The 23,760-nt window shown below is 47.8% G+C and carries 24 protein-coding genes; 11 read left to right on the forward strand and 13 right to left on the reverse strand.

Annotated elements, in window-relative coordinates; translation table 11 throughout:
- Nucleotides 1-65: 65 nt before the first annotated feature.
- The 3 genes from ftsE to ACLR2L_RS06750 all read left to right on the forward strand — a co-directional run bounded on the left by ftsE (nucleotide 66) and on the right by ACLR2L_RS06750 (nucleotide 2,401).
- Nucleotides 66-749 carry a cell division ATP-binding protein FtsE gene (gene ftsE / locus ACLR2L_RS06740; RefSeq protein ID WP_140958616.1) on the forward strand — a complete coding sequence of 228 codons (684 nt, stop codon included), beginning with the start codon at nucleotides 66-68 and terminating at the stop codon, nucleotides 747-749.
- Complete coding sequence (ftsX, locus tag ACLR2L_RS06745) at nucleotides 746-1,726, forward strand: permease-like cell division protein FtsX (RefSeq protein WP_140958615.1); 981 nt, start codon at nucleotides 746-748, stop codon at nucleotides 1,724-1,726. The genes ftsE and ftsX overlap by 4 nt, the downstream gene beginning before the upstream one ends.
- Nucleotides 1,727-1,792: 66 nt before the next feature.
- On the forward strand, nucleotides 1,793-2,401 hold the full coding sequence (locus ACLR2L_RS06750) for an ACP phosphodiesterase (protein WP_413366787.1): 609 nt from the start codon (nucleotides 1,793-1,795) through the stop codon (nucleotides 2,399-2,401).
- Between the two features lie 7 nt (nucleotides 2,402-2,408).
- Here the strand turns inward: ACLR2L_RS06750 and ACLR2L_RS06755 are convergent, their stop codons facing one another.
- Together ACLR2L_RS06755 and ACLR2L_RS06760 are read right to left on the reverse strand one after the other, a co-directional pair.
- On the reverse strand, nucleotides 2,409-3,653 hold the full coding sequence (locus ACLR2L_RS06755; RefSeq protein WP_140958613.1) for an EAL and HDOD domain-containing protein: 1,245 nt from the start codon (nucleotides 3,651-3,653) through the stop codon (nucleotides 2,409-2,411).
- Between the two features lie 139 nt (nucleotides 3,654-3,792).
- Entirely contained in the window at nucleotides 3,793-5,013 is a 1,221-nt protein-coding gene (locus tag ACLR2L_RS06760) for an EAL and HDOD domain-containing protein (RefSeq protein ID WP_413366790.1), read from the reverse strand.
- A 267-nt stretch (nucleotides 5,014-5,280) separates the two neighbouring features.
- Here ACLR2L_RS06760 and rpoH point away from each other — a divergent pair, with 267 nt between their 5' ends.
- Nucleotides 5,281-6,135: an RNA polymerase sigma factor RpoH gene (gene rpoH, locus ACLR2L_RS06765; RefSeq protein ID WP_413366793.1), complete on the forward strand. Its 855-nt coding sequence runs from the start codon at nucleotides 5,281-5,283 to the stop codon at nucleotides 6,133-6,135.
- 55 nt (nucleotides 6,136-6,190) lie between these two features.
- Here rpoH and ACLR2L_RS06770 read toward each other — a convergent pair whose 3' ends face one another.
- The 3 genes from ACLR2L_RS06770 to pip form a co-directional block, all read right to left on the reverse strand.
- Nucleotides 6,191-7,099 (reverse strand): YiiD C-terminal domain-containing protein, encoded by a 909-nt coding sequence (locus ACLR2L_RS06770; RefSeq protein ID WP_413366795.1) that lies wholly within the window; start codon nucleotides 7,097-7,099, stop codon nucleotides 6,191-6,193.
- 92 nt (nucleotides 7,100-7,191) lie between these two features.
- A complete protein-coding gene (gene dtd, locus ACLR2L_RS06775) occupies nucleotides 7,192-7,629 on the reverse strand; it encodes a D-aminoacyl-tRNA deacylase (RefSeq protein ID WP_413366797.1) in 438 nt (145 codons plus the stop codon).
- Nucleotides 7,626-8,579, reverse strand: coding sequence for a prolyl aminopeptidase (gene pip, locus ACLR2L_RS06780; RefSeq protein WP_413366800.1), 954 nt, complete (start codon nucleotides 8,577-8,579; stop codon nucleotides 7,626-7,628). Before pip ends, dtd begins: the two co-directional genes overlap by 4 nt.
- Before the next feature lie 101 nt (nucleotides 8,580-8,680).
- Between pip and ACLR2L_RS06785 the strand changes: the two genes are divergently transcribed.
- A complete protein-coding gene (locus ACLR2L_RS06785) occupies nucleotides 8,681-8,911 on the forward strand; it encodes a hypothetical protein (RefSeq protein ID WP_140958607.1) in 231 nt (76 codons plus the stop codon).
- A 19-nt stretch (nucleotides 8,912-8,930) separates the two neighbouring features.
- Nucleotides 8,931-9,578: a DUF2959 domain-containing protein gene (locus tag ACLR2L_RS06790; protein WP_413366802.1), complete on the forward strand. Its 648-nt coding sequence runs from the start codon at nucleotides 8,931-8,933 to the stop codon at nucleotides 9,576-9,578.
- Nucleotides 9,579-9,662: 84 nt separating this feature from the next.
- Here ACLR2L_RS06790 and ACLR2L_RS06795 read toward each other — a convergent pair whose 3' ends face one another.
- The gene (locus tag ACLR2L_RS06795; protein WP_413366804.1) at nucleotides 9,663-10,550 is read right to left on the reverse strand and encodes a virulence factor BrkB family protein; all 888 of its coding nucleotides are present in this window, start codon (nucleotides 10,548-10,550) and stop codon (nucleotides 9,663-9,665) included.
- A gap of 77 nt (nucleotides 10,551-10,627) precedes the next feature.
- The gene (gene metF, locus ACLR2L_RS06800) at nucleotides 10,628-11,518 is read right to left on the reverse strand and encodes a methylenetetrahydrofolate reductase (protein ID WP_140958604.1); all 891 of its coding nucleotides are present in this window, start codon (nucleotides 11,516-11,518) and stop codon (nucleotides 10,628-10,630) included.
- A gap of 146 nt (nucleotides 11,519-11,664) precedes the next feature.
- Between metF and metJ the strand changes: the two genes are divergently transcribed.
- A complete protein-coding gene (gene metJ / locus ACLR2L_RS06805) occupies nucleotides 11,665-11,991 on the forward strand; it encodes a met regulon transcriptional regulator MetJ (protein WP_140958603.1) in 327 nt (108 codons plus the stop codon).
- Nucleotides 11,992-12,078: 87 nt separating this feature from the next.
- On the opposite strand, the gene ACLR2L_RS06810 is transcribed toward metJ, so the two are convergent.
- Nucleotides 12,079-13,317: a malic enzyme-like NAD(P)-binding protein gene (locus tag ACLR2L_RS06810; protein WP_140958602.1), complete on the reverse strand. Its 1,239-nt coding sequence runs from the start codon at nucleotides 13,315-13,317 to the stop codon at nucleotides 12,079-12,081.
- A 325-nt stretch (nucleotides 13,318-13,642) separates the two neighbouring features.
- Nucleotides 13,643-13,855: a 50S ribosomal protein L31 gene (gene rpmE, locus ACLR2L_RS06815; protein ID WP_140958601.1), complete on the reverse strand. Its 213-nt coding sequence runs from the start codon at nucleotides 13,853-13,855 to the stop codon at nucleotides 13,643-13,645.
- Nucleotides 13,856-14,135: 280 nt separating this feature from the next.
- On the opposite strand from rpmE, the gene priA reads away from it, so the two are divergent.
- The 4 genes from priA to hslU all read left to right on the forward strand — a co-directional run bounded on the left by priA (nucleotide 14,136) and on the right by hslU (nucleotide 19,145).
- Nucleotides 14,136-16,322 carry a primosomal protein N' gene (gene priA / locus ACLR2L_RS06820; RefSeq protein WP_413366808.1) on the forward strand — a complete coding sequence of 729 codons (2,187 nt, stop codon included), beginning with the start codon at nucleotides 14,136-14,138 and terminating at the stop codon, nucleotides 16,320-16,322.
- Between the two features lie 189 nt (nucleotides 16,323-16,511).
- Nucleotides 16,512-17,087, forward strand: coding sequence for an SPOR domain-containing protein (locus ACLR2L_RS06825; RefSeq protein WP_140958599.1), 576 nt, complete (start codon nucleotides 16,512-16,514; stop codon nucleotides 17,085-17,087).
- Nucleotides 17,088-17,219: 132 nt separating this feature from the next.
- Nucleotides 17,220-17,744, forward strand: coding sequence for an ATP-dependent protease subunit HslV (gene hslV / locus ACLR2L_RS06830; RefSeq protein ID WP_140958598.1), 525 nt, complete (start codon nucleotides 17,220-17,222; stop codon nucleotides 17,742-17,744).
- A 69-nt stretch (nucleotides 17,745-17,813) separates the two neighbouring features.
- Complete coding sequence (gene hslU / locus ACLR2L_RS06835; RefSeq protein WP_140958597.1) at nucleotides 17,814-19,145, forward strand: HslU--HslV peptidase ATPase subunit; 1,332 nt, start codon at nucleotides 17,814-17,816, stop codon at nucleotides 19,143-19,145.
- Between the two features lie 65 nt (nucleotides 19,146-19,210).
- Here the strand turns inward: hslU and ACLR2L_RS06840 are convergent, their stop codons facing one another.
- The 4 genes from ACLR2L_RS06840 to ACLR2L_RS06855 all read right to left on the reverse strand — a co-directional run bounded on the left by ACLR2L_RS06840 (nucleotide 19,211) and on the right by ACLR2L_RS06855 (nucleotide 23,164).
- Entirely contained in the window at nucleotides 19,211-19,381 is a 171-nt protein-coding gene (locus ACLR2L_RS06840; RefSeq protein WP_140958596.1) for a DUF6435 family protein, read from the reverse strand.
- A 123-nt stretch (nucleotides 19,382-19,504) separates the two neighbouring features.
- The gene (locus tag ACLR2L_RS06845; protein ID WP_140958595.1) at nucleotides 19,505-19,744 is read right to left on the reverse strand and encodes a helix-turn-helix domain-containing protein; all 240 of its coding nucleotides are present in this window, start codon (nucleotides 19,742-19,744) and stop codon (nucleotides 19,505-19,507) included.
- Entirely contained in the window at nucleotides 19,737-21,908 is a 2,172-nt protein-coding gene (locus ACLR2L_RS06850) for a peptidase domain-containing ABC transporter (RefSeq protein WP_413366812.1), read from the reverse strand. Before ACLR2L_RS06850 ends, ACLR2L_RS06845 begins: the two co-directional genes overlap by 8 nt.
- The gene (locus tag ACLR2L_RS06855; protein ID WP_413366814.1) at nucleotides 21,905-23,164 is read right to left on the reverse strand and encodes an HlyD family efflux transporter periplasmic adaptor subunit; all 1,260 of its coding nucleotides are present in this window, start codon (nucleotides 23,162-23,164) and stop codon (nucleotides 21,905-21,907) included. Before ACLR2L_RS06855 ends, ACLR2L_RS06850 begins: the two co-directional genes overlap by 4 nt.
- Nucleotides 23,165-23,760: the final 596 nt, after the last annotated feature.

Consider the following 23,760-nt stretch of genomic DNA (forward strand, 5'->3'; position numbering starts at 1 on the left):
CTTTGCTGAGGCGGAAAAAGGCGAGTAAGCACAATAACAACAATAATCAGTAGTCAGGATCAACGATGATCAGATTTGAGCAGGTAAGCAAAACTTATCCCGGTGGCCAGCGGGCACTGTCAAAAGTGGATTTTCATATTGCACAAGGCGAAATGGCATTTTTGACCGGTCATTCCGGCGCAGGGAAGAGCACACTGCTTAAACTTATAAGTATTATGGAACGCCCCACGGTTGGGCGCGTACTGATTAATGGTCATGATTTGAATGTGATTAAGCGCCGTCAGATTGCCTACATCCGCCGTGATATAGGCATGATTTTCCAAAGCCATCAGTTGCTGATGGAAAAAACAGTGTTCGACAACGTCGCCCTGCCACTGGTGATTGAAGGCTATTCCCACAAAGAGATCAGTAAACGCGTGGACGCTGCACTGGAAATGGTAGGGTTGAGTAGTAAAGCGCGCAATTTACCTATTACCCTGTCGGGTGGTGAACAACAACGGGTGGGTATTGCCCGGGCAGTAGTAAACAAGCCACCATTGCTTTTAGCCGATGAGCCAACAGGTAACCTTGACCCTAAATTGTCGATGGAAATTGTACGCTTGTTTGAAGACTTTAATCAGGCGGGGGTCTCTGTATTAATTGCAACCCACGATTTGGGCCTGATTGCCCGTATGAAATATCGCACGCTCACCCTGAAAAACGGCAAAATGATTACCGATGGCTTAACGGAAGACGAGGCTATGTTATGAGTATTCTTTTTAAGGGCCGCAGTCAGGGTGCCAGTGAGCGCAAAGTAAATATCCTGCAGCGTACAGTGATGTTCTTCGTTAATCACGTCAGACAGGCCCTGGGGAGCCTGGGTGAGCTATGGCGTCAACCTGCGGCATCGCTTATGACCATTGGCGTGTTAGGACTGAGTATAACCTTGCCAAGTACCCTGTATATCCTGGTTAAAAATACCGAGAAAATCAGTGCGGGTTGGGAACAGGCCGCAGAAATATCCCTGTTCCTGAAATCCGGCACTTCTGCAGGCAGTGCACAACAACTTATTACACGGTTACAAACCTGGTCAGAGATAGACAGAGTTGTGTATATACCCGCCGATGATGCGCTGGCCGAGTTTCAGCAGCTATCTGGACTGGGGGATGCGGTGAAATATCTGGAGTCAAATCCCTTGCCTGATGTGGTGCTGGTTACCCCGAATGAAAAGCACATTGCGCCTACTTCAGCCCGGTTGCTGCTTGAAAAACTGCAGCAACAACGAGAAGTGGATATTGGTAAACTCGACATCGAATGGCTGGAAAGGCTATACCGGTTTCTGAACATCGCCACTGAACTGGTCACCATTATAGGTGTGCTGTTGTTCATTGCGGTTGTGTTGATTGTGGGTAACACTATCCGTTTGAATATATTGAATAAACGCGATGAAATCCTGGTGATGAAGCTGGTGGGAGCCACCGATAGCTTTATCCATCGCCCGTTTTTGTATACCGGTTTTTGGTACGGGTTGTTAGGGGGCGTAATTGCCTGGATGGCGGTGATCCTGATTTTATGGTGGATGGATAGCAGTATTCAGGCATTTGCTGCCCTGTACGATAAGAGCTTTCGTATTACCGGTTTAACCGGTAGCGCACTGGTAACTATGCTGGTGTTATCGGTGTTACTTGGCCTGGTGGGATCGTTGATTTCTGTGCAGCGACATGTGCGGGAAATTGAGCCGCAATAGTGCCTTCCTTTACGTATATACAGCAGGGGCAATCATTACCTGCTGTTGGCATCTACCTGGTATTCTATGAATTACCTGGCGCATCTTTTTCTGGCGCAACCTCATCCTGATTCCTATTTTGGTAATCTCTTAGGGGATTTCCGGCGTGGTGTTAACGTTGAACAATATGATGTTGCGGTTCAGGCAGGTTTAGCAAATCATATATTGGTGGATAAATTCACCGACGCACATCAGTCTGTAATCCTTGCCAGGCAATTAGTTAGTCCTGTCCGGCGGCGGTTTGCCGGCATTATGCTGGATATTTGCTTCGACCACTTCTTGTTGCGTCATTGGAATACCTTTTCAGCAGAATCCCTGGCCTCATTCTCCCAGCGGGTTTACACAGGACTTGCGGAACGCCATGAACACATGCCGCCGCCAATGCAACGCATGGTGGGTAGCATGCTTAATCATAAATGGCTGGCGGGGTATGATTACATATTACAGCTTGAGGCTGTACTGGATCGCACCGCCAGCAGGATCCGGTTTCGCCATCAGTTCTACGGCAGTATTGTTGAAGTTAAAGCGAATTATGCGGCATTTGAAGCCGCTTTTCTTGCCTTGTTTCCGGCGCTGATAGCACATGTTAAGCGCCACAGCCCGGAAAAACGCCCAGAATTCCGAGAATTGATGTAATAAGGCGTTACTTGTCAGTAACGATTTTCTTAGGGAAATACGCCGACAAGGTTTTGCGAATACCATTTCCCCACACAATCGCCTGATTGTATAAACTGTGCAGGTATTTTTGATCGATATTCAATTCCCGGGATTCTCTGATCACATTCATCCACAGTGCGCTTTCAAAGGCGCGAACCAGCTTTTTGTAATGATTGAACTCTGCAGATTTACCCAATAGCGCGTCGTTTACTTCATCAGTAAGGGGAAGCTGGCGCAATACATCCGGCATATCCTGATCCAGCAGGGCATCGAGTAATGAGAACAAGCCAATCAAAAAGCCAATAGGTGGATCTGAGTTTAAACCGCGCTCGTGAGCCAGTAAGTCAAAGAACTTCGCCCTTACCAGCGACATGTGAAGTAGTTCCAGGGGTTTGTCGTCACCTAAATTGGCAAGTGACAACAACGCAATGAATTTTTTGATTTCCACTTCACCCATATAATTGAGTGCATGGCGAAGCGATGTGATCTTGTAGCGCTTATTAATTGTCGGGTTGTTGATAAATTTCAACAGCAGGAACGACAACGCTGCATCGCGTTCAACGATTTGGTTTATGCGATCCAGATTAAACTGCGAACTTGAGCTTTCGCCCATTAAATCAACCAGATTCAACTTGGATGCGGGTAACTGGCGCTGAATACGTTTTTCCGGTGTGGCAAAAAAATAGCCCTGGAAAAAATCAAACCCGAGTTCACGGCACACCACAAAATCATCATGGTTATCTACATTTTCAGCGACTAATTGAATATGTGAGGCCAGAAAACGGGGAATGTTCTTCTCGATAATTTCGTAGTTGGCTTTGGTAACATCCACTTTCAATATATCGATAAGTGGAAAAATAGAGTGCTGACCGCTAATCATAGCCGGGTCATCAATGGCCAGTTTAAAGCCGAGTTGTTTTACGTGTTTACAGGCATCCACCAATGCAGTTTGCTGCATGGGATAGTCTGACAGCTCAATGACTACGGTGTCGGGGTTTAATGCAGTGGGCAATCCGGATATCAGGGTTTCACTCTGAAAGTTGATAAATGACGTTTTATCCCCGCAAATATCATCCAGCCCCAACGTGTGAAAGTGTTCGGCAATATACCGGGCTTTGTCTGCATCGTGTGAAGGATAAGCGCCAGATTTTCCATCGCGAAACAGGAGTTCGTAACCAAATACTTCCTTGTCGCGATCTAAGATAGGTTGGCGTGCAATAAAGGCGAACATGACTCTGGATAATCCTTCTGGTACAACGGGCTCAGCGCATAGAGACCTAATGTAAACTTTAACCGATGGTTAAAGTTTGATCCATCTTTTGTTAGATAATGATCAATTTATATTGCCTTTTTCGCATGAACGTCAACTACTACTTTATCGTGCCTTTACAGATGTCAGCGGCCCATTGCAATGCCTCTGTGTAGTACTGGTGTAATTCAACCTGTTTGAGTTTCAGGCGAGAGCCGAGTGTCTTCACGGCGCTCCATTGTCCCATTTCAAATGCTTTTACCAAATGAAGGCAGTCTTTCAGGGTGTTTTTGTTGCCGCATAGCGCCGCTTTTGCCTCTTCGGGTAATGGCAGTTTATCTACTAATGTACGCATGTCCTGTTGCATCAGTGTATCAATCAACGACAACAACCCTGTTAGGAATCCGGCATTGCGCTCATCACATTGTTTTAATGCAATCAGTATGGACTCGCAGAATTTTGCTCTTACCAGACTCATGGTGAGTAATTCGCCTGGCTTATCCCCTGACATATTCGCCAGTGTGAGAAGCGCAATAAATTTGCGTACTTCTTCCTGCCCCATAAATGTCATGGCGTGTTTAAGCGAAGTGATTTCGTTGCGTTTGTTTACCGTAGGATTATTAATAAATCGCAGCAAAAGATACGACAAGGATACATCCCGTTCCAGGATCTGATTAATCTTGTTGATGTCTAATTCGGGTCTGGTGCTTTCCTGTAGCAATTCCAGCAAATTGAGTTCATTAGACCCAAGCTTGCGGTGTTTCAGGATTTGCGGCTTGGCGAAAAAATACCCCTGAAAGTAGTCAAAACCAAGGTCAAGGTAATACTTGAACTGTTGAGCGGTTTCGATGCGCTCCGCTACCAGTTTTATGCCTTTCTCTTTTAAGAAGGGAATGGTATTGCGAATCTGGTCGTCGGTTACGGTTGTAATATCGAACTTAACAATGCTGATATAAGGCAGCAACGAGAGCCATTTTTCGTCGAGGTCGTAATCGTCCAGCGCCAGTGCATAACCTTGCTCAGCAAATTGCTTACAGGCGATGGCCAAATTATCTGACACTTCTACGGTTTCTGTGATTTCAATCACCACATCGGCTGGCGTCAGACTGGTTGGAAAGCGGTGAAGCAGGGTATCAGTATGGAAGTTAATGAAAGCAATTGCACCACCGGTTACTTCGTCAATGCCCACATTCAAATGGCTTTCCGTAAGAATTCGTGACGTCGCTTCATCAGGCGATATGTTTGGGAAACAATTTTGTTCCCCGTCTCTGAAGAGCAGCTCATAGGCATAGAGCTGTTTATTGGTGTCGACGATGGGTTGCCTTGCAATATACGCAAACATTCAAACCTCGAAATACAGCAGTTAAGCGCAAACAACTTGTTATTGTTGATCGTTTGTTATTCACTGAACCGTAATATACCTGTATGACATTTAATTGCTATTCAAAAATAGACTGGGATTGGAACTTTTTTTCATAAAAACGGTCTTGAATAATAGAAGTAATGACCCTATATTCAGGGTTTGCGAAGTCGGTGAGTTATCGTCTTGGCGTCGCACATAATTAACTTGTTTGTTATATTGGTGTGCTAGGGATTTTTTGAGGTGATTATGAGCAATAAGTTGCAAACAATGGCGTTGTCCGTTCCTCATAGCGGTAGCATTGAAGGCTATATTCAGGCCGTCAGTACAATTGACATGCTAACTGCGGAAGAAGAGCGCGAACTCGCGTTACGCTTGCGTGAAGACGAAGATATCGACGCTGCACGTAAGCTCGTTATGTCTCATCTGCGTTTTGTTGTGCACATTGCCAAGTCTTATTCCGGTTATGGCCTTCCTCAGGCTGACCTGATTCAGGAAGGTAATATCGGATTGATGAAGGCGGTTAAACGTTTTGACCCTTCTGTAGGCGTGCGCTTGGTATCGTTTGCGGTACATTGGATCAAAGCGGAGATCCACGAGTTTGTGCTGAAAAACTGGCGCATCGTGAAAGTGGCTACTACCAAGGCGCAGCGCAAGTTGTTCTTCAACCTGCGCAAATCAAAGAAACGTCTTGGCTGGTTCACTCATGAAGAAGTAAAAACCGTTGCAGACGAATTAGGTGTAAGCACCAAAGAAGTGCTGCAAATGGAAGCCCGCATGAGCTCGCAGGATCAGGCATTTGATTTGTCTGCCGACGATGAAGAAAGTGGAAGCTTCGCGCCAGTTCAGTATCTGGAAGACAAGTCTACTGATGTAGAAACCAGCGTAATAAGCAATGACTGGGATTCAAATGCAACTAAGCGTTTGTACTCAGCCATAAAAACACTGGATGAGCGCAGTCAGGAAATCATTGAGACTCGTTGGCTAGCCGACGACAAAACTACCCTGCAAGATTTGGCAGATAAATATCAGGTCTCTGCAGAGCGCGTTCGTCAAATTGAAAAGAACGCAATGAAAAAACTGCAGGCCGCAATGGCAGCCTGAGCCAGTTAAGCATGACAAAAAACGCCTCGATTCTGAGGCGTTTTTTTTGCCTTATTCAGACTTTCTGTGCGGATGGGAGTATCCAGTAAATACCATGGAATTCAGCAACCGGCGTGGTATCGTCTAATACCTGTACTTCCAGTTCCAGCTTGCACTTCTTGCCTTTTTCCAGTGTGGTAAACTTGCCTTTTAATCGTTCCAGATTACAGACTGCCCGCGGCTTCATGGTAATCGGTTTGTGATAGTGAATGTTGCCATCGCCCAGCACAATATCACCGGTTAAGCCGCGTTCTTTTAACTGCAAAAAGATCATACCCCAGCCAGTGAGTGTGGCTAAAGAGAATATGCTGCCGGCAAACATGGTGCCGTGTATGTTGATGTTTTTGTTGAGTGATGCACGGGTTTCCAGTGTTTTACCGGTAAACTGGTGCAGTTTTATGCCCATATGTTCGGTAATTGGAATGGTTTCTGACCAGGTATCCTGCAGCTCCTGGCACCAGTCCGGATGCAGCACCAGCAACGAAAAATCATCGAGCTTTTTAACCATTTGCTGGCGTTTTAACAAGCCAAGCTCATTGGGTGCTTCACGTTCAATTTTAAAGCCGCAGGCCTTAAAGAACTCAATGGAGATTTCTCGGCTGTTGGTTACGGCTCTGATTGCCCCTAATTCTCTGGCAACGGCTTCCAGGGCATTCAGAATTAACTGACCCAGTCCTTTGCGCTGATAGTCACTATGTACAGCAATATGACGGATCTGAGCCTCTTCAGCGGTATTCAGGTGCACGCGTCCACACGCCACTATGTCGCCTTTGTTATTCAGCACTACACGGTGCTCACTCACCTGTTCGTACTCATCTTTTTCTGAACCGGGCGGGAAATTCCAGGGCTGACGCAGATACTGCCACCGGAAATGGTAATACGCGGCTAATTCTTCGTCGCTTTTGGGTGTAGCAATCTTAAACACAGGTAACCGGTCTCGAGTTGAACACAGGGCCTCACATTAAATCGTAAGCCTTGCCGAACAGCAAGTAGCATTCTTCGAAAGCGGCGAAACTTCTACACCTGAAAGTGAAAGGTAACCGGACCATCGTTTATCAGGTGGACTTTCATGTCTGCACCGAATTCACCTGTCTGCACCGGAATGCCGGTGGCTTTTAGCGCATCTACGAATTGCAGGTACAATTGCTGGCCGATTGCTGGCGACGCGCCTCGGGAAAAGCCGGGCCGATTGCCTTTTTGCGTGTCTGCCACCAACGTGAACTGCGAGACAACCAGTATGGCACCACCAGTTTGCTGGATATTGAGGTTCATCTTTCCCTGTTCATCACTGAACAGACGATACTGACTGATTTTTTTGACCAGTTTGTCGATTTGAGCCTGGCCATCATCTTTTTCTACACCCAGTAACAACAGTATGCCTTTACCAATTTGGCCAATCACATTTGCTTCTACGGTAACACTGGCTTCACTAACGCGTTGAACTAATCCAATCATAACTTTTGCTGCAATAACTGTTTGAAATGCTCAATGGCGTTTTTTAGCGCCAGTTTAATTGCCGGTTCAGTACTGCTGTGTCCCGCACCGGGTATCATATGCAATTGGCTCAGCGGCCAGTGTTCATGCAATGTGGTTGCGTTTTCTGGTTTGCAAATCGTATCACATCGCCCGTGAATAATGATTCCCGGAATACGCGCAAGCATGCTCGCTTTGCTAATAATCTCGTTCTCGGCAATGAAGCACTGCTGTGCGATATAGTGCCATTCAAGTACTGCAAGTGACATCACGGTTGGATGAACGGGTAATGAAGTGGGGTAACCGGCATTGGTATACACCCGAGCAATGCTTTCTTCCCAGGAGTACCATTTTGCTGCGGAGCGTTGTGCCTGGTCAGAGGCTAAATCAGTAAACATCTCTGTATAATGCCCGATAATATCTTGTACATTTTGTGCGTCAGGACAATCTTCAACAAATGCAGGGTACAAATCAGGATATATTTGTGCGGCGCCACCCTTTGGGTCCAGAAACCAATTGAAATCTTCTTGCCGTGCCAGAAATATCCCCCTGAGTATAAGGCCGGAAACGGTTTCCGGTTCCTCCAGCGCAGCCAGCAACGCAAGTGTACTGCCCCAACTGCCACCAAATAGCAGCCACTTATCAATGCCAAGGTGTGTTCTGAGTTGGCGAATATCGGATAACAGATGCTGGGTGGTATTGTGTTCAAGTAACAGATGTGGGGTTGAGCGGCCGCATCCACGCTGCTCAAATCCAATTACATGGTAAGCATCCAGGGGAAATAATTGCATGTAATCCGGAGCCAAACCTGCGCCCGGGCCGCCGTGAATCATGAGAACCGGAATGCCTTCGGGATTCCCGGAACACTCATAATATATGCGGTGATTGTTGCCTACATCTAAATGGCCGTGATGATAGCGAGTGGTGGGCACGGTTAAGTTCTCTTACAAATCAAGTTTTGAATATCGTTGTAACTTAACCCTAATTGATTTAGTTTACGGAGTAAATTGTATTTGTATTAAGGATGTTTTTTATGGCAGGTCAAGGTTCTGGCGGAAATGTATTAGCCGCAATTTGTAGTTTCTTTATCCCTGGCTTAGGGCAATTGGTGCAGGGACGAATTATGTCTGCATTGATGTTCTTTCTTATCTGTGCGGTAAGTTATGCGCTGTCTGCTACCATTATTCTTATCTTTATGTGGGTAGTGGGTGCAATCTTTCACCTGTGGTCAATTATTGACGCCGCAAAATTTAGAAGCGAGTAATGTTTAAAAAGGTAATCTCATGCGAAGCATAATACCTGTTGTACTCACGGTAGCGTTGACCGCCGGTCTTACTGCTTGTCAGAGTGCTTATTACGCAGCCTGGGAAAAAGTAGGCGTAGAAAAACGCGACATACTGGTAGACCGGGTTGAGGATGCCAGGGATTCCCAGCAGGAGGCTGAGCAACAGTTTACCTCAGCGCTTGAAGAGTTTTCTGCTTTGCTTCAGTTTAATGGTGGCGAGCTGGAAGAAGCTTACAATACCCTGAACGATAAATACGAAGCGAGTAAGCAAGCGGCTGATGATGTTACCCAGCGTATCGATAAAATTGAAAGTGTGGCAGAAGCACTGTTCGATGAATGGGAAACCGAACTGGAACAATATTCAAATGCCAGTTTAAAGCGTAGCAGTCAGCAAAAGCTCTCTGAAACCCGTTTGAAGTACAACAAGATGATACGCGCAATGCGTCGCGTTGAAAGCAGCATGCAGCCGGTGCTGGCAACGCTGCAGGATAACGTGTTGTTTTTAAAACATAACCTGAATGCCAGTGCAGTAGGGGCGTTACAGGGTGAACTGGGGACTATTGAGAAAAACGTGAAAAGCTTATTGAAAGACATGCAGGCCGCGATTTCCCAGTCTAATGCATTTATTGCTGAGATGGCTGGTTAGAGATGGTTAGTTAGCTAACTTGTTTTTCCGTTGAAAAGAAAAAGGTCAGCAGTTTGCTGACCTTTTTGCTGTGGAGTGGCAGAGCTAGTTTACCGGTAAATCCCGGGGCTCTTCCGTGGTGCCTTTGTCTGTCTCTGAGGCGTCTGCCAGTGAACAGGTAAATTCCGCACCAAGTAATACAACCATCCATGACAGGTAAATCCACAGGAATAAAATAGGCAATGCTGCCAATGCACCGTAGATAACCTGATACGAGGGAAAACTGGTAACGTAAAATGCGAAGCCTTTTTTACTCAGTTCAAACAATAACGTAGCCAACATTGCGCCGCCTAAGGCGTGTTTTGTTGGCACCCGGCGATTAGGTACCAGCGTGTACAAAATAATGAAGGCAGCAAGCGCAGTAAAACTGGGTACCAACTCCAACATAAAAGTGCCGAGTCCTGGCGTATATTCTTCCGCAAATTCAGCCAGCCCGGTCAGATAGGAAGTCATTAGTACACTGGCTCCCATCAGCAGTGGCCCCAACGTGATCACCATCCAATAGATTGCAAAGGTATAGATTAGTGGGCGCTCACTTTGCGTACGCCATATGCGATTCAATGTTTTATCAATGTTGGAAATAAGCAATAACGCCACAATCAACAACGATAGAATTCCCACTGCTCCCATCTGTGATGCGTTGCTAACGAAGTCACCAATGTAACGGTGTACCACATCGCTGGCTGTGGGAACAAAATTGCTGAAAATGAACTGTTCCAGTTTATTGCGTACCTGGTCGAAGGCCGGGAATGCCGACAAAATGGTAAAGAACACCATAATAAAGGGCACAAGCGATAACAGGGTGACGTAGGCCAGATGGCCCGCAGAAATGGCGATGTTGTCGGTTCGACACCGGGTAATAAATACCGAACCAAAATTAATCAGTTTGGTGGACCAGGTTTCCCAAAGCGCTTGCCAGTCAGGCTTTTCCACAACAATTCCTTGCCTATGCGTAAAAGCCTAGTCTACCGCGTCCGTGCGGTTCATCAAATGATTTGTGTTAATTGCACTCAGTTGTTGTTAGCGCGCACGCCTAACATATGGCAAATCGCGTAGCTTAATTCGCTGCGATTAAGGGTATAGAAGTGGAAGTGCTTTACGCCTTCTTTGGCCAACACTTTTACCATGTCCATGGCAATATTGGCACCTAACAGATTGCGGGTGGTTTGATCGTCATCGTCCAAACCATCAAACATTTTGTGCAAATAGCCTGGCACATGCACGTTGGTAAAGCCCGCAAATTTCACCAGCGTTTGGTAGTTAGTTACTGGCAGAATGCCTGGCACGATATCCAAATCAATGCCAGCTGCAGCTGCGCGGTCACGGAATCGCAGATACACGCTGGCATCAAAGAAAAACTGAGTAATGGCCTCTGTAGCGCCTGCCTCTGCTTTGCGCTTCAGGTTCAGCAAATCAAATTGTGCATTGGGTGCTTCAGGGTGCTTCTCCGGGTAAGCAGCTACCGAAATGTCAAAATCCGCAACGTCTTTTAACAATGCAACCAGATCAGATGCATACATATCGGTTTTATCGACGCCTGGCGGTAAGTCTCCACGCAGTGCAACTATGCGGCGAATACCTGAGTCCCAGTAATCTTTTGCGATTTGCTTGAGTTCGTCTTTAGTGGCATCAACACACGTTAAGTGTGGGGCTGCGGTTACACCCGTTTGCTGCTGAATGCGTTTAACGATGTCATGGGTACGGTCACGCTCGCCACTGTTTGCGCCATAGGTAACCGACATGTAAGAAGGTTTCAGAGGCGCCAGACGCTCAACTGATTTCCATAGTGTCTTTTCCATCGACTCTGTTTTAGGCGGAAAAAATTCAAATGACACGTCTATGTCACGTAGTTCCGACAGCGATTGGTTTAGGGCATCGACCCCTTGTGCGTATGACACCATGATGTATTTTCTCAACTGGACGTTTAGACGTCTAAACTAAAGAATATATGTCTGGACGTCAAGCGGTTTACACTGCTCAATTGACCTTTTCTGTGGTTTGTTTAGAATTTCTCAACATAATAAATAATCAATAGCTGGAATTAAGAATGGCAAAGTGGGACGGAAAGTACATTCACCCGTACGCAGAACACGGTAAAAAGAGTGAGCAGGTTAAAAAAGTCACTGTTTCGATTCCCATCAATGTACTGAAAGTGCTAACGGATGAACGGACCCGACGCCAGATTAATAACCTTCGCCATGCAACGAATTCGGAATTGTTATGCGAAGCGTTTCTGCATGCCTTCACTGGTCAGCCATTACCTGATGATGAAGATCTCCGTAAAGACAACCCTAACCGCATTCCTGGCGAAGCTCGCCGAATTATGTTGGAGATGGGATTAGATCCAGACGCCGAGGAAGGTGAAGAAGAGTAGTCCTTGGCATGATGTCGTAATACAAGAACAAAGAACGCCTCTGTAGAGGCGTTCTTTGTTTATAGCGTTATAAACATGATTAACGGTTTACGCGTAATCCGGGATCACATCTAAACGCGCCACGCCCGAATCAATTGCAGCTTGTGCAACGGCTCTCGCAATACGCGAGCACAAACGCGGATCCATTGGCTTGGGAATAATGTAGTCTTTTCCAAAGCTTAAAGACGCCGACTTACTGGCTTTCAATACCGATTCTGGTACCGGCTCTTTTGAAATTGCTCGCAACGCTTCAACTGCGGCCACTTTCATTGCATCGTTAATGGCTGACGCACGCACATCCAGTGCACCGCGGAAAATAAATGGGAAGCACAGTACGTTATTAACCTGATTTGGATAGTCAGAGCGGCCGGTTGCCATAATGATGTCAGAACGGGTAGCCAAGGCAACTTCCGGTTTGATTTCCGGATCCGGGTTTGAACAGGCAAACACAATCGGGTTTGGCGCCATCAGCGCCAGGGCTTCCGGTGGCAGTAAATCCGGACCTGATACACCTACAAAAATGTCAGCACCATCCATTACATCTTCCAGCGTGCGCTTGTCGGTATTGTTGGCAAACAACATTTTGTGCTCGGTTAAATCATCGCGACGCGTGTGGATCACGCCTTTTCTGTCGAGCATATAGATACGCTCACGCTGAGCGCCACACTTAATGAGCAATTCCATACAGGCAACCGCTGCCGCACCCGCACCAAGGCACACGATTTTCGCGTCTTCTATGGATTTTCCCTGTATTTCAAGCGCGTTGAGCATACCTGCGGCAGTGACGATAGCCGTGCCGTGCTGATCATCGTGGAATACCGGAATTTTGCAGCGTTTGATCAGTTCCTGTTCTATTTCGAAGCACTCAGGTGCTTTGATATCTTCCAGGTTAATCCCGCCAAAGGTGTCGGCAATATTGGCAACCGTGTTGATAAATTCTTCGGTAGTGCGGTGTTTTACTTCAATATCAATCGCATCCAAACCGGCAAAGCGTTTAAACAGCAGTGCTTTACCTTCCATTACCGGCTTGGAGGCCAGAGGACCTAAGTTCCCTAATCCCAGAATGGCGGTGCCGTTGCTGATTACAGCAACCATGTTACCTTTACCGGTATACTTGTAAGCAGCGTTGGGATCTTCAGCGATTTCGCGACAAGGCTCTGCCACGCCAGGGCTGTAAGCCAGTGCTAAATCATCAACGCTGTCTGCGGGTTTAGACAGTTCTACGCGAATTTTGCCCGGCGTAGGGTAGGCATGATAGTCGAGGGCACGTTGGCGAAAATCTGACATTCTTTAAATATCCTGTAATGCTTGTTGTCGCACCTTTATAAAGGTGACCGTCAGTCGCTAGTTATTATAATTATTATTTATGGCAAACTTTAACACAGTGAAATCATAAGCGTATACAAACAATTTCGGTTACACGCCTTTAAAATAACGTGTCCGATGAGTTACCGCCAAATACAGCAAGCTATACTCGATATTTTCTATATTTATCTGTTTTGTGAATGGCATTTATCCAGTGTATTGATAGTTGTGGAAAGTGTTCAAAAAACACAATGTTCAGGCACAAAAAAAGCGCCACAAAGGCGCTTTTCTCTGAAACTTAATGAGCTTATTTCTTGCCCAGTGCACCGAAACGCTTCTTGAAGCGATCAACACGACCACCGGTGTCAACGTTACGTTGCTTACCAGTGTAGAAAGGGTGACAAGCTGAACATACGTCCAGGTTGATGTCTTTGCCCAGTGTTGAACGAACAGTGATAACGTTACCGCAAGAACAGTTTGCTGTAATTGCTTCGTATTTTGGATGGATATCTTGTTTCATTGGATTACCTCATATAAAGGCCGTATCGCTATCCAGCCCGAAGCTGAACACCATACGTAGCTAAATTCAGTACAAGCGATATTCGCTTGGTTTTTAAGAGCGGCGCATATTACTGGATGTCGATAAATCAATCAAGATTTTTATCGATTAAAGTACGGCCCGACAGGTGTCCCAGCCGTAATTTTCTTCAGTAACCTGACGGATTAATGTTATTCTGCCCGGCTAACGTTTAAGTTTGTCAATGTGTAAGAAACAGCACAGGATACGCTGATAAATAATCATGCCCGTAGTTGATGTCGCGGTACCCGTACCGCTAAAGCAATCGTTTAGTTACCGCCACCACACGCCCGTTCAAATCGGTGTGCGCGTACAGGTGCCGTTTGGAAACCGCACCCTGATTGGCGTGGTGTTAAATTGCGCTGAAGATGACGCGACCAACGCAGAGCTGGCTTTAAAGCCCGTAACCGACGTACTGGATGACGTGCCACTTTTTGATGCTACCCTGATTACGTTGGTTAACTGGCTGGCGAAATACTACCACCATCCCATTGGCGAGGTATGGGCCACGTTGATGCCGGTGCGTTTACGCAAAGGTATGCCGCTTACCGACAAGCTCGATGCTTTTGCAATAACCGAGAGCGGACGGGACGCTTTAGAACAATCGCTGGTAAAAGGAAAAAAGCAACAGCAGTGCCTGGCAATGTTTGCAGAAGGGACGGTTGAAGAAGGTGAAATAAAGCAGCTGTTTACACCTGCCGTGGTGAAGGCGCTCCTGGAAAAAGCACTCATTCATCCAGTGCAAATCACCCAGCAAAGTCAGCCAGACTGGGCTTCGTATTCATTACAGGAAACGCCGCCTTTTGCCTCACGGGAACAAGCGGTTGCCATTGCGGCAATTAATCAGGCGGGGGCGGCGTTTCGCACATTTTTAATCGAAGGCGTTACCGGTAGCGGTAAAACTGAAGTGTATCTGCAGGTTATCGCGCCTGTGTTAAAAGCCAACCGGCAGGTGCTGATACTGGTACCTGAAATAGGGCTGACACCACAAACGGTGGGGCGCTTTGAGCGGCGCTTCGGTGTAAAAGTGGGTGTGTTGCATTCGCAGATGTCAGATCTGGCCAGGCTGCAGGTGTGGCAGCAATCGCGCCGCGGTGAACTTGGCATTGTTATTGGGACCCGTTCAGCCATTTTTACACCGATGGCCCGTCCGGGCATGATCATTGTTGATGAAGAACATGATGAGTCGTTTAAACAGCAGGATGGCCTGCGTTATCACGCGCGGGATCTAGCCGTTAAGCGGGCGCAAACCGAACAAGTACCGCTTTTACTCGGCAGTGCAACGCCATCACTGGAGAGTCTGAACAACGCGCTGGCAGGCCGCTATATTCATCTGCAACTCAGCGAGAGGGCAGGCGGTGCCAGCCATACTCAGCTAAAAGTGCTCGATTCGCGTGATCAGCCGCTCCAGGCGGGTATTGCTGCAGGCTTGCTTGGGATTATGCGCAGCCATTTGCAACAAGGTAATCAGGTACTGGTGTTTTTAAACCGTCGGGGCTATGCGCCCGCGGTGTTGTGCCACCACTGCGGTCAAACCGTTGATTGCAAAAGTTGCGACCGGCCATACACCTTCCACAAGTCGCAGGCTCGCTTGCAGTGTCATCATTGTGGCGCCAGCAAACGAATGCCGACACAGTGCGGTGCTTGTCATAGTACTTCATTGCAAACATCAGGCATTGGAACCGAGCAACTCGAACAAGGGCTAGGCGAGCTTTTCCCAGACGTGAAGCAGGTTAGAATCGATAGCGATGCGGTGCGTGGCAAAGGTGCGCTGGTTGCCCGGCTGGATGAAATCAACGCGCGAAAATATCAGTTGCTTGTTGGCACGCAAATACTCTCCAAAGGACATCACTTTCCCCACGTTACGCTGGTAGTAGTATTGGATTGTGATGGCGCGTTGTTTTCTGCCGATTTTCGCGCACCGGAAAAATTTGCACAGTTAATCACCCAGTTAGCAGGGCGTGCCGGACGTGCTACCAAGCCAGGTGAAATGGTTATTCAAACCGATAACCCCGGGCATCCACTACTTCAGGATTTAATACAAAACGGTTTTGCACACTTTGCCCGCCATGCATTGCATGAACGCAAAATGGCGAACCTGCCGCCCTACAGTGCTCAGGCAGTGATTCGGGCAGAAGCCAATACTGCGCAGCAGGTGCATACATTCCTGCAGCAAGTGAAGCAGGTATTTGCTGTCAGTAGCAATCAGTTTGGCGGGTATCTCGCTGGCCCGTTGCCTTGTCTTATTGAGAAACGCCAGGGGCGCTTTCGTTTTATGGTATTGCTGCAGTGTACCCAGCGTGTGGCATTGCACGCCTGGATCACCAGCTCGTTACGCGACGTTCAGGGATTGCCACTAGCTAACCGTGTGCGCTGGAGCTTGGATATCGACCCCGTAGATTTCAGCTAATTGTCTGATACTGCAATAAATGCTGGTTGTAACCTCAATAAAATGTCATAACGGGTAAAACTTGGGCAGCTTTTTCTAAACAGGCGCGTTACACTGGTCTGCTCATTGGTATGTTCACTAATGAGTAGTCAGGTTTTAGAATTTTGCGCATGTTTGCGTGCCGTATGATAGATAGATTAGAAAGGCATTATGTCTCAACGCGATTATGTTTCTCGTGGCCGCACACCACAGAAAAAACAGAAAAATAAAAAAACGACAGGAAACGCCCGCAACAATGCTGGCCCATTGCCGGCTAAAACCGTCTCTTGGGTTGCTGTTGGAGTTGTCATTGCATTGCTGGTTGGGTTTGCTTACTTCCTGTGGTCGATTAAAGATAACGTAGAACCTGATGGCGTGCAGCCGCTGGCGAAAAAGCCAGTGGCAGTTGAAGATGAATTGCCAGAGTTACCACAGGAAGAGTGGGAATATATTAAAACGCTGCCTGGTTACGAAGTTGAAGTGGATGTTGCTCAACAAGAGAAGTCAGATAAACGTTACCTGATGCAGTGCGCGTCGTTTAAAACTCGCGCTCAGGCAGAAGAAATGCGCGCAAAAATCGCCTTTCAGGGTATGGAAGCGCAAATCCGCCGAAGTGACGGTGACAATGGCGAATGGTTTCGCGTAATTTTGGGGCCCTATGACGCTAAACGTGATGCAGAGCGCGCCAAGCATGCACTGCGTAAAGTGAATATTACCACCTGCCAAATCTGGTTCTGGAATTTATAATCTGATCTTTTCTGGCCGTTGTATCTAACGGCCCTTGAAATTCTCTTTTCGTTCCCCCATTTTCCTTTCATTGTTCATGCATTGCCCGAGTTTTGATAATGGCAATGCCATAACCACCCAAGTGGAGTGAATGTGACTACAATTGTATCTGTCCGTCGGGACAACCAGGTAGTAATGGCCGGCGATGGTCAGGTATCGCTGGGCAATACCGTGATGAAAGGTAACGCAAGAAAGGTGCGTCGCTTATACAAAAACAAAGTACTCGCGGGGTTTGCCGGTGGTACCGCTGATGCGTTTACCCTGTTCGAACGTTTTGAAGCTAAACTGGAAATGCACCAGGGACACTTAACCAAAGCTGCAGTGGAGCTGGCTAAAGACTGGCGCACCGACCGCATGTTGCGCAAGCTTGAGGCGTTGCTGGCCGTTGCCGACGAAACAGCATCGTTAATCATTACGGGTAACGGTGATGTTGTGCAGCCGGAGCAGGACTTAATCGCTATTGGCTCTGGTGGCAATTACGCACAGGCAGCAGCGACAGCCTTATTAAACAACACAACGCTTAGCGCAAAAGATATTGCAGAAAAGAGCCTGACCATTGCGGCAGACATTTGTGTGTTTACCAACCACAATCAAACGGTTGAAGTACTGGATTATTAATTTATCAGGTAATGGGTATTCAACCGGTTACCTGGCTGGCTCGGCCAGCACGAGATAAAAGGGTTTGCTATGTCTGAAATGACACCAAGAGAAATTGTTCACGAACTCGACCGACACATCATTGGCCAGCAAGGGGCTAAACGTGCGGTTGCTATTGCCCTGCGTAATCGCTGGCGTCGAATGCAACTGCCTCAGGAGTTGCGTCAGGAAGTGACACCAAAAAATATTCTGATGATTGGCCCAACCGGCGTAGGGAAAACAGAAATTGCCCGTCGTCTGGCCAAGCTTGCCAATGCCCCTTTCATTAAAGTGGAAGCCACCAAGTTTACTGAAGTTGGCTATGTAGGTAAGGAAGTTGAGTCGATCATTCGTGATCTGGCTGATATCGCGGTTAAAATGACCAAAGAGCGCGAAATGGAAAAAGTGCGCTTTCGCGCAGAAGAAGCCGCAGAAGAGCGTATTTTGGATATCCTGATCCCGCCAGCCGAAAACGCCTGGGGCGAGAAAGAACGCACTGAAGATCGCGGTACGCGTCAGTCATTCCGCAAAAAGTTGCGGGAAGGCACACTCGACGACAAGGAAATTGAAGTGGATGTTGCCCAGCAGCAAATCGGCGTGGAAATCATGGCGCCGCCGGGCATGGAAGAAATGACCAACCAACTGCAAGGTATGTTCGAGAATCTGTCGTCGGGTTCGCATAAGAAGAAAAAGAAGATGCGTATTCGCGATGCCATGAAAGTGCTGGTGGAAGAAGAAGCGGCACGTCTGGTAAATAAAGAAGATTTGAAAGCCATTGCACTGGAAGCGGTTGAACAGCACGGTATTGTGTTTGTTGATGAAATTGACAAGATTTGTAAGCGCGAAGGCACCAGTTCAGCCGATGTATCACGCGAAGGTGTGCAGCGTGACTTACTGCCGCTGGTAGAAGGCTCTACCGTGTCAACCAAACACGGTATGATTAAAACCGACCACATTTTGTTTATCGCCTCTGGCGCATTCCAAATGAGCAAACCGTCGGATCTGATCCCGGAATTACAAGGCCGTTTACCCATTCGCGTAGAACTATCAGCGCTGAAAGTAGACGACTTTAAACGCATTCTTACTGAACCTAATGCGTCGTTAACCGAGCAGTATATTGCGTTAATGAAAACTGAAGGCGTTACGGTGGAGTTTTCCGAGAGCGGTATTCAGCGTATTGCGGAAGCGGCCTGGCAGGTAAACGAGAAAACCGAAAATATCGGTGCCCGCCGTTTGCACACAGTGCTGGAGCGTTTAATGGAAGACATTTCCTATGACGCATCAGAAAAACAGGGCGAGACCTACACCATTGATGCCGCTTATGTGAATGCTCACCTTGAAGCGCTAGTGGATAACGAAGACCTGAGCCGGTTTATTCTGTAAGCGCAAACGTGTACTCGTACATGGCGGCCCATTGGAGGCCGCTTTTTTATGTGTGCGAATGGATATTATTTCTTCTCTAACATTTCGATCTGGCTCCACAGAGCCTCTGCTTGCGCGGTTAGTTCTGCGTATAAGCGCATATCGCCGTTGCGCTGGGCATGCATCCCTTTTTCCAGCAGGGCATTGTATTGCGCACGCATTTTTTTGGTGGGGTCTTTTTTAAATAATCCAAACATAATGGGGTCCACAGACGGATAAACTGTCTGGTTATACGTTGCGTCAGTGAATTGGATTAGTTTAAGGGGAGATGAACTAGAAAAGCGGCGATCACCGAGGTGATCGCCTCAATGCTTTACGGATCATGCTGCGGCCTGTGCGTAAATAAATCGAAAGTACCTGGCCATTAGCGCTGCGCGATTACGGATACATAACTTGCGGTAGATGTTTGCGCAGTGAAACTTCACTGTGCGCTCGCTAATGAACAGCTGAGACGCAATGCTCTTATTGGGCAGCCCTTCGATGATTTTTTGGGCAACCTGCAGTTCGCGTTTAGACAGTGCTTCGAGTTGGTCGTTAGTAAATAACTCTTGATCAAGCATAGTATTCTCCTTGGCTTGGTTTTGGGGGTAGATCAGTACGAAAGCTAACGGGTACCTCGGTCAGGCTTCCATCCTGTAGGTGAAATCGTCGTTGGGCCATGGCTATAGTTTCCTGGCGATGAGCAATAACAATGCGGGTCATGGGTAATCGGGCCAGGTTGGCATTAATGGCTTGTTCGCATTCAATATCCAGGTGGCTACTGGCTTCATCCAGGATCAGCAGCGCCGGATTTTGATAGAGCGCTCGGGCCAGGTACAATCGCTGACGCTGGCCGCCACTCAGGTTGCTGCCGCCTTCGTGCAATAAGCTGTAATACTGCATGGGAAGTTGCATGATGGTGCTGTGCAGACAAGCAAGCTGGCAGCACTGCATCAGGCGATGCATGTCGATGTCGGGTTGAAAGCCACAGATATTTTCAATCAGGGTGCCAGACAGGCAAATGTCGTCTTGCATCACTGCACCAATGCGTTGTTGCGGGTGGCGGTTATCCAGCGGGGCACCGTCAATCAGCAACTGCCCGTTGGTAGGGCCAAACAACCCTACAAGGCACTTCACCAAGGTCGATTTTCCATTGCCGCTATGCCCGGTGATCACCACCAATTCGCCCGGATTAATGGTAAGTGATAGGTGTTTTAATACGGGCGAGCCGCCGTTGTAAGCAAAACTGAAATCGCGCAGTTCTACTTTGTGGGCAATGGCTGGCTGAGAGTCGGGTTGTGCGGGTGAAGATAAGTTATCCAACTGAGCTGTGGTATGCACAATGTCGGCTAAACGCTCCAGGTGAACTCGCAATAAACGCCATTGAATCAACTGCGAAATCAGTGTGTTAATGGCATTGTTGAAGCGCCCTTTGTAACTGATAAAGGCATACAGCATGCCTACGCTAAGTGCCTGTACTAACACCAGTTGCGCGGCAAAATACACCACCAGCAGGTTCTCCAGACCAAACAGGAAAAGCTGTGCGGCACTAAACCCCATATCCCAGCGCTTGATGCGAATGTCGCGATTCAGGCTGTCGGTTAGCAAATGCTGCCAGCCCTGCAAACGGAAGTTTTCAAGTCTCAACATGCGGACCGACTGAATACCGCGCACGGTTTCTATAAAGTGCGTACTTTCCTTGGCATCACATACCTGCTTTTCCTGCTGTAACAGTTGCAGAGGGTGAAGCAGCGCCATGCGAAGCAAGGTAAACAATACGGAGAAACCCAGTACGATAAGCATCAGCTTCACACTGTAAATCGCCATCAGTATCAAGGTGCACGCCACAATAAGTGAGTCCAGTACCAGGCTGACAATGCCTTCGCTGATAAACCGGCGAATCTCATGCAGTGTGCCAAACCGGGTAACCAAATCACCAATATGTCGGTTGGCGAAGTAGCTGAAGGGCAATTTAAGCAGATGGGTAAACACATTGACCGACAGTTGCTGGGCCAGGTGGCTAGCCAGGTGCAGTCCAACATTCTGGCGCACAAAATTGGTAATGGTTTCTACCGCCAGTAACAACAGAAAGCCAGCGAATAACACGTTAAGCAGTTGGGTGTCCTGATTTAAAATCACATCGTCAATGATTAACTGCATGTAGTAGGGACTGGCCAAAGCAAAACACTGAAGTAAAAGCGAGAGGCCAAACATCAGGGCCAGTGAGCGTTTTAACCCAACAATATTGGCCCACAGTGCCGACAGGGTAAGTTTGCTGCGCGCATCGGCTTTTGCAAACGAGTTTGCAGGCTGGAGCTCAAGTGCAATCCCGGTGAAGTGTTCGCCAAACTCGGCCCAGCTGAGCTTTCTCTCGCCAATAGCCGGATCGTTGATGGTAATAGCCCGCGACGATACGCGGCTTAGCACCACAAAGTGCTGCATGTCCCAGTGCAGAATGGCAGGCAGGGTAAGTTCATGTAATTGAGCGGGTTCCAGCTTAACTGCCCGGCTATTAAGCGACATCAGCGTTGCATAGTCGGTAAGTTGCCTCAGGCTTGCTCCTTGTTCCGATACCAGTCCGGCACCACGCAACTTGTGTAGATCCACTTTTAGTCCGTGGTAGGCAGCTATCATTGCCAGGCAGGCAACGCCGCATTCACTGTGCTGAGCCTGCATAATCTGCGGTACTTTACGTCGCCATGGCAATTGCAGAGAAGGCGCGAGCTGACTTAACGAGGCGCTCATAACACACCTCCATGCAATACATATAGCGGCTCAAATAACCACTGCAACAAGTTGCGTTCGCGAATTTGAATTTCCGCAGCAAAGGTCATTCCCGCACGCAGCGCAATATCATTATTGGCAAACCGGATATGATGACTCGACAATGTAGCGGTGGCCAGATACACGGGCTGTTCAGCCTGAAACGGAGTTTGCGCAATTTCCTGTGGCAATAGCAGGTGGGCCGACAATTGGGTGATCACGGCTTCTTGCGTGCCAAATTGGGTATACGGGAAGGCGTCGTAACGTACCTGCAAAGATTGCCCGGGCTCAATGAATCCTGCCGCGGCGACGGGAATTAACAGTTTCGCCTCAACGGTGGCATTTTCGGGCATTAACGACAACAGTGGTAACGAAGAGTGGGTTGCTTGTCCGGTGTTCACTTGTAGTTGGGAGACTCTGCCCCTGGCCGGTGCCACCACCAGAATATCCTGGGTGCTCAAGTGTTGGTTTAAACGGTTTTGTTGTTCGCTGATCTGATTATCTATATCCAATTCAGCCAGCGCCTGTTGTTGTTGGGTGGCCGACAGGTTAAACCTTACTGACTGCTGTTCGGCGGCATTTTTGAGTAGTTCTCTGGCGAGCTGTTCATGTTGATAATGTTCATTCAACCACTGACTTTGAATGTCGCTAAGCTGATATTCACTGGCGTGGCCATCCGCAACCAGCACTTCTAAAGCCGACTTTTGTTTCGCAGCCAGTGCCAGTTTTTTCGCATGGAGCGCTTTCATACTTTGTAGCTGTTGCTGGTCGGCTGCCAGAGAGCGCAGTGAAGCGGTTAATTGCGCCAGTTGTTGCTGGTGGTTTTGAGCGGTAAGGGTGCGGCGTGCCTGCAGGCGCTCAAGCTGGCGCTGAATTTCCGCTGTCTGCAACTCTCCTGCATGTAAGTTTTGACTGAATATGGTGTCGCGCCGTAAGCGCACTAAGGGCGTACCCGCTTCTACCAAGGCGTTCTCTGTAACCAGTATTTCATCAACAATAGCCCCTGGTTGGGGGCTGTACACATGGGTCACCCCAGAAGGGGGTTCCAGCCAGCCTGATACGGATTGAGTATAGGTATAATTGCCAGAAGTAAGCCAGTACACTGCTGCCGCCAGCCACACAAACAAACATAAGGTAAGGGCAATAAAAGACAGCCTTGGACGCAATAATATCTGCCCTTTTATACGCTGTTGCTGTGCGTTTAATACCTGATGACGAAACAATGTGTTGGTTTGCATAACGCCTTGGCTCCCTGCATTCAATGTTGATTAACAGTAAGCCGGGAAGAGGCAGATTGCTTGCAGGCAAGGGCCGGTGTGTTATGGGGAGGGGACCCTACCTTCTGGATGTCCCAAATTTCGCATTGATGTCTCAAATGTACTGGTTGGTTACCGATCGGATAATGTCAATACGGGCATTGCGATATATCAACGCTATTCAAAAGAATACGAATTTCACTTGTACAAACTGTGAACCACTGGCTATTGTATGAAGACACCTAAAAAAACGATAAACAGATATACGCCAAGGAAGTTTTTATGTTCATACCCAGTATCCTACTTCGTCAGTTGTATACCCACGGAAGCCTTACTCAAACCGAAGACGGCTTGCAGTTTATGCTTAAAAACCGTTTAAAAGATGCGGTGCTAAACCGGGTCGATGGTATTTCGATTGATGGTAAAGCCATTCCACCGAAATCCATTACGTTTCAGGTGGGGCCTGAGCAGGTTATGTCGATGGACGAACTCAATCAGGCGGGCGATGTGGCATTCGCACTAAAACAGGCGATTACGGTATTTTTGGATGTCAAACTTCCGGTGAGCCCGGAAAAACA

This window comes from Alteromonas sp. AMM-1 (genome assembly GCF_047290655.1).
Classification (GTDB): Bacteria; Pseudomonadota; Gammaproteobacteria; order Enterobacterales; family Alteromonadaceae; genus Alteromonas; species Alteromonas mangrovi.

Excerpts from the sequence above, each read along its gene's own strand:
- ftsE (WP_140958616.1), top strand. The coding sequence starts at position 66 with ATGATCAGATTTGAGCAGGTAAGCAAAACTTATCCCGGTGGCCAGCGG.
- ftsX (WP_140958615.1), top strand. The coding sequence starts at position 746 with ATGAGTATTCTTTTTAAGGGCCGCAGTCAGGGTGCCAGTGAGCGCAAA.
- ACLR2L_RS06750 (WP_413366787.1), top strand. The coding sequence starts at position 1,793 with ATGAATTACCTGGCGCATCTTTTTCTGGCGCAACCTCATCCTGATTCC.
- ACLR2L_RS06755 (WP_140958613.1), bottom strand. The coding sequence starts at position 3,653 with ATGTTCGCCTTTATTGCACGCCAACCTATCTTAGATCGCGACAAGGAA.
- ACLR2L_RS06760 (WP_413366790.1), bottom strand. The coding sequence starts at position 5,013 with ATGTTTGCGTATATTGCAAGGCAACCCATCGTCGACACCAATAAACAG.
- rpoH (WP_413366793.1), top strand. The coding sequence starts at position 5,281 with ATGAGCAATAAGTTGCAAACAATGGCGTTGTCCGTTCCTCATAGCGGT.
- dtd (WP_413366797.1), bottom strand. The coding sequence starts at position 7,629 with ATGATTGGATTAGTTCAACGCGTTAGTGAAGCCAGTGTTACCGTAGAA.
- ACLR2L_RS06785 (WP_140958607.1), top strand. The coding sequence starts at position 8,681 with ATGGCAGGTCAAGGTTCTGGCGGAAATGTATTAGCCGCAATTTGTAGT.
- ACLR2L_RS06790 (WP_413366802.1), top strand. The coding sequence starts at position 8,931 with ATGCGAAGCATAATACCTGTTGTACTCACGGTAGCGTTGACCGCCGGT.
- metF (WP_140958604.1), bottom strand. The coding sequence starts at position 11,518 with ATGGTGTCATACGCACAAGGGGTCGATGCCCTAAACCAATCGCTGTCG.
- metJ (WP_140958603.1), top strand. The coding sequence starts at position 11,665 with ATGGCAAAGTGGGACGGAAAGTACATTCACCCGTACGCAGAACACGGT.
- ACLR2L_RS06810 (WP_140958602.1), bottom strand. The coding sequence starts at position 13,317 with ATGTCAGATTTTCGCCAACGTGCCCTCGACTATCATGCCTACCCTACG.
- rpmE (WP_140958601.1), bottom strand. The coding sequence starts at position 13,855 with ATGAAACAAGATATCCATCCAAAATACGAAGCAATTACAGCAAACTGT.
- priA (WP_413366808.1), top strand. The coding sequence starts at position 14,136 with ATGCCCGTAGTTGATGTCGCGGTACCCGTACCGCTAAAGCAATCGTTT.
- ACLR2L_RS06825 (WP_140958599.1), top strand. The coding sequence starts at position 16,512 with ATGTCTCAACGCGATTATGTTTCTCGTGGCCGCACACCACAGAAAAAA.
- hslU (WP_140958597.1), top strand. The coding sequence starts at position 17,814 with ATGTCTGAAATGACACCAAGAGAAATTGTTCACGAACTCGACCGACAC.
- ACLR2L_RS06840 (WP_140958596.1), bottom strand. The coding sequence starts at position 19,381 with ATGTTTGGATTATTTAAAAAAGACCCCACCAAAAAAATGCGTGCGCAA.
- ACLR2L_RS06845 (WP_140958595.1), bottom strand. The coding sequence starts at position 19,744 with ATGCTTGATCAAGAGTTATTTACTAACGACCAACTCGAAGCACTGTCT.
- ACLR2L_RS06850 (WP_413366812.1), bottom strand. The coding sequence starts at position 21,908 with ATGAGCGCCTCGTTAAGTCAGCTCGCGCCTTCTCTGCAATTGCCATGG.
- ACLR2L_RS06855 (WP_413366814.1), bottom strand. The coding sequence starts at position 23,164 with ATGCAAACCAACACATTGTTTCGTCATCAGGTATTAAACGCACAGCAA.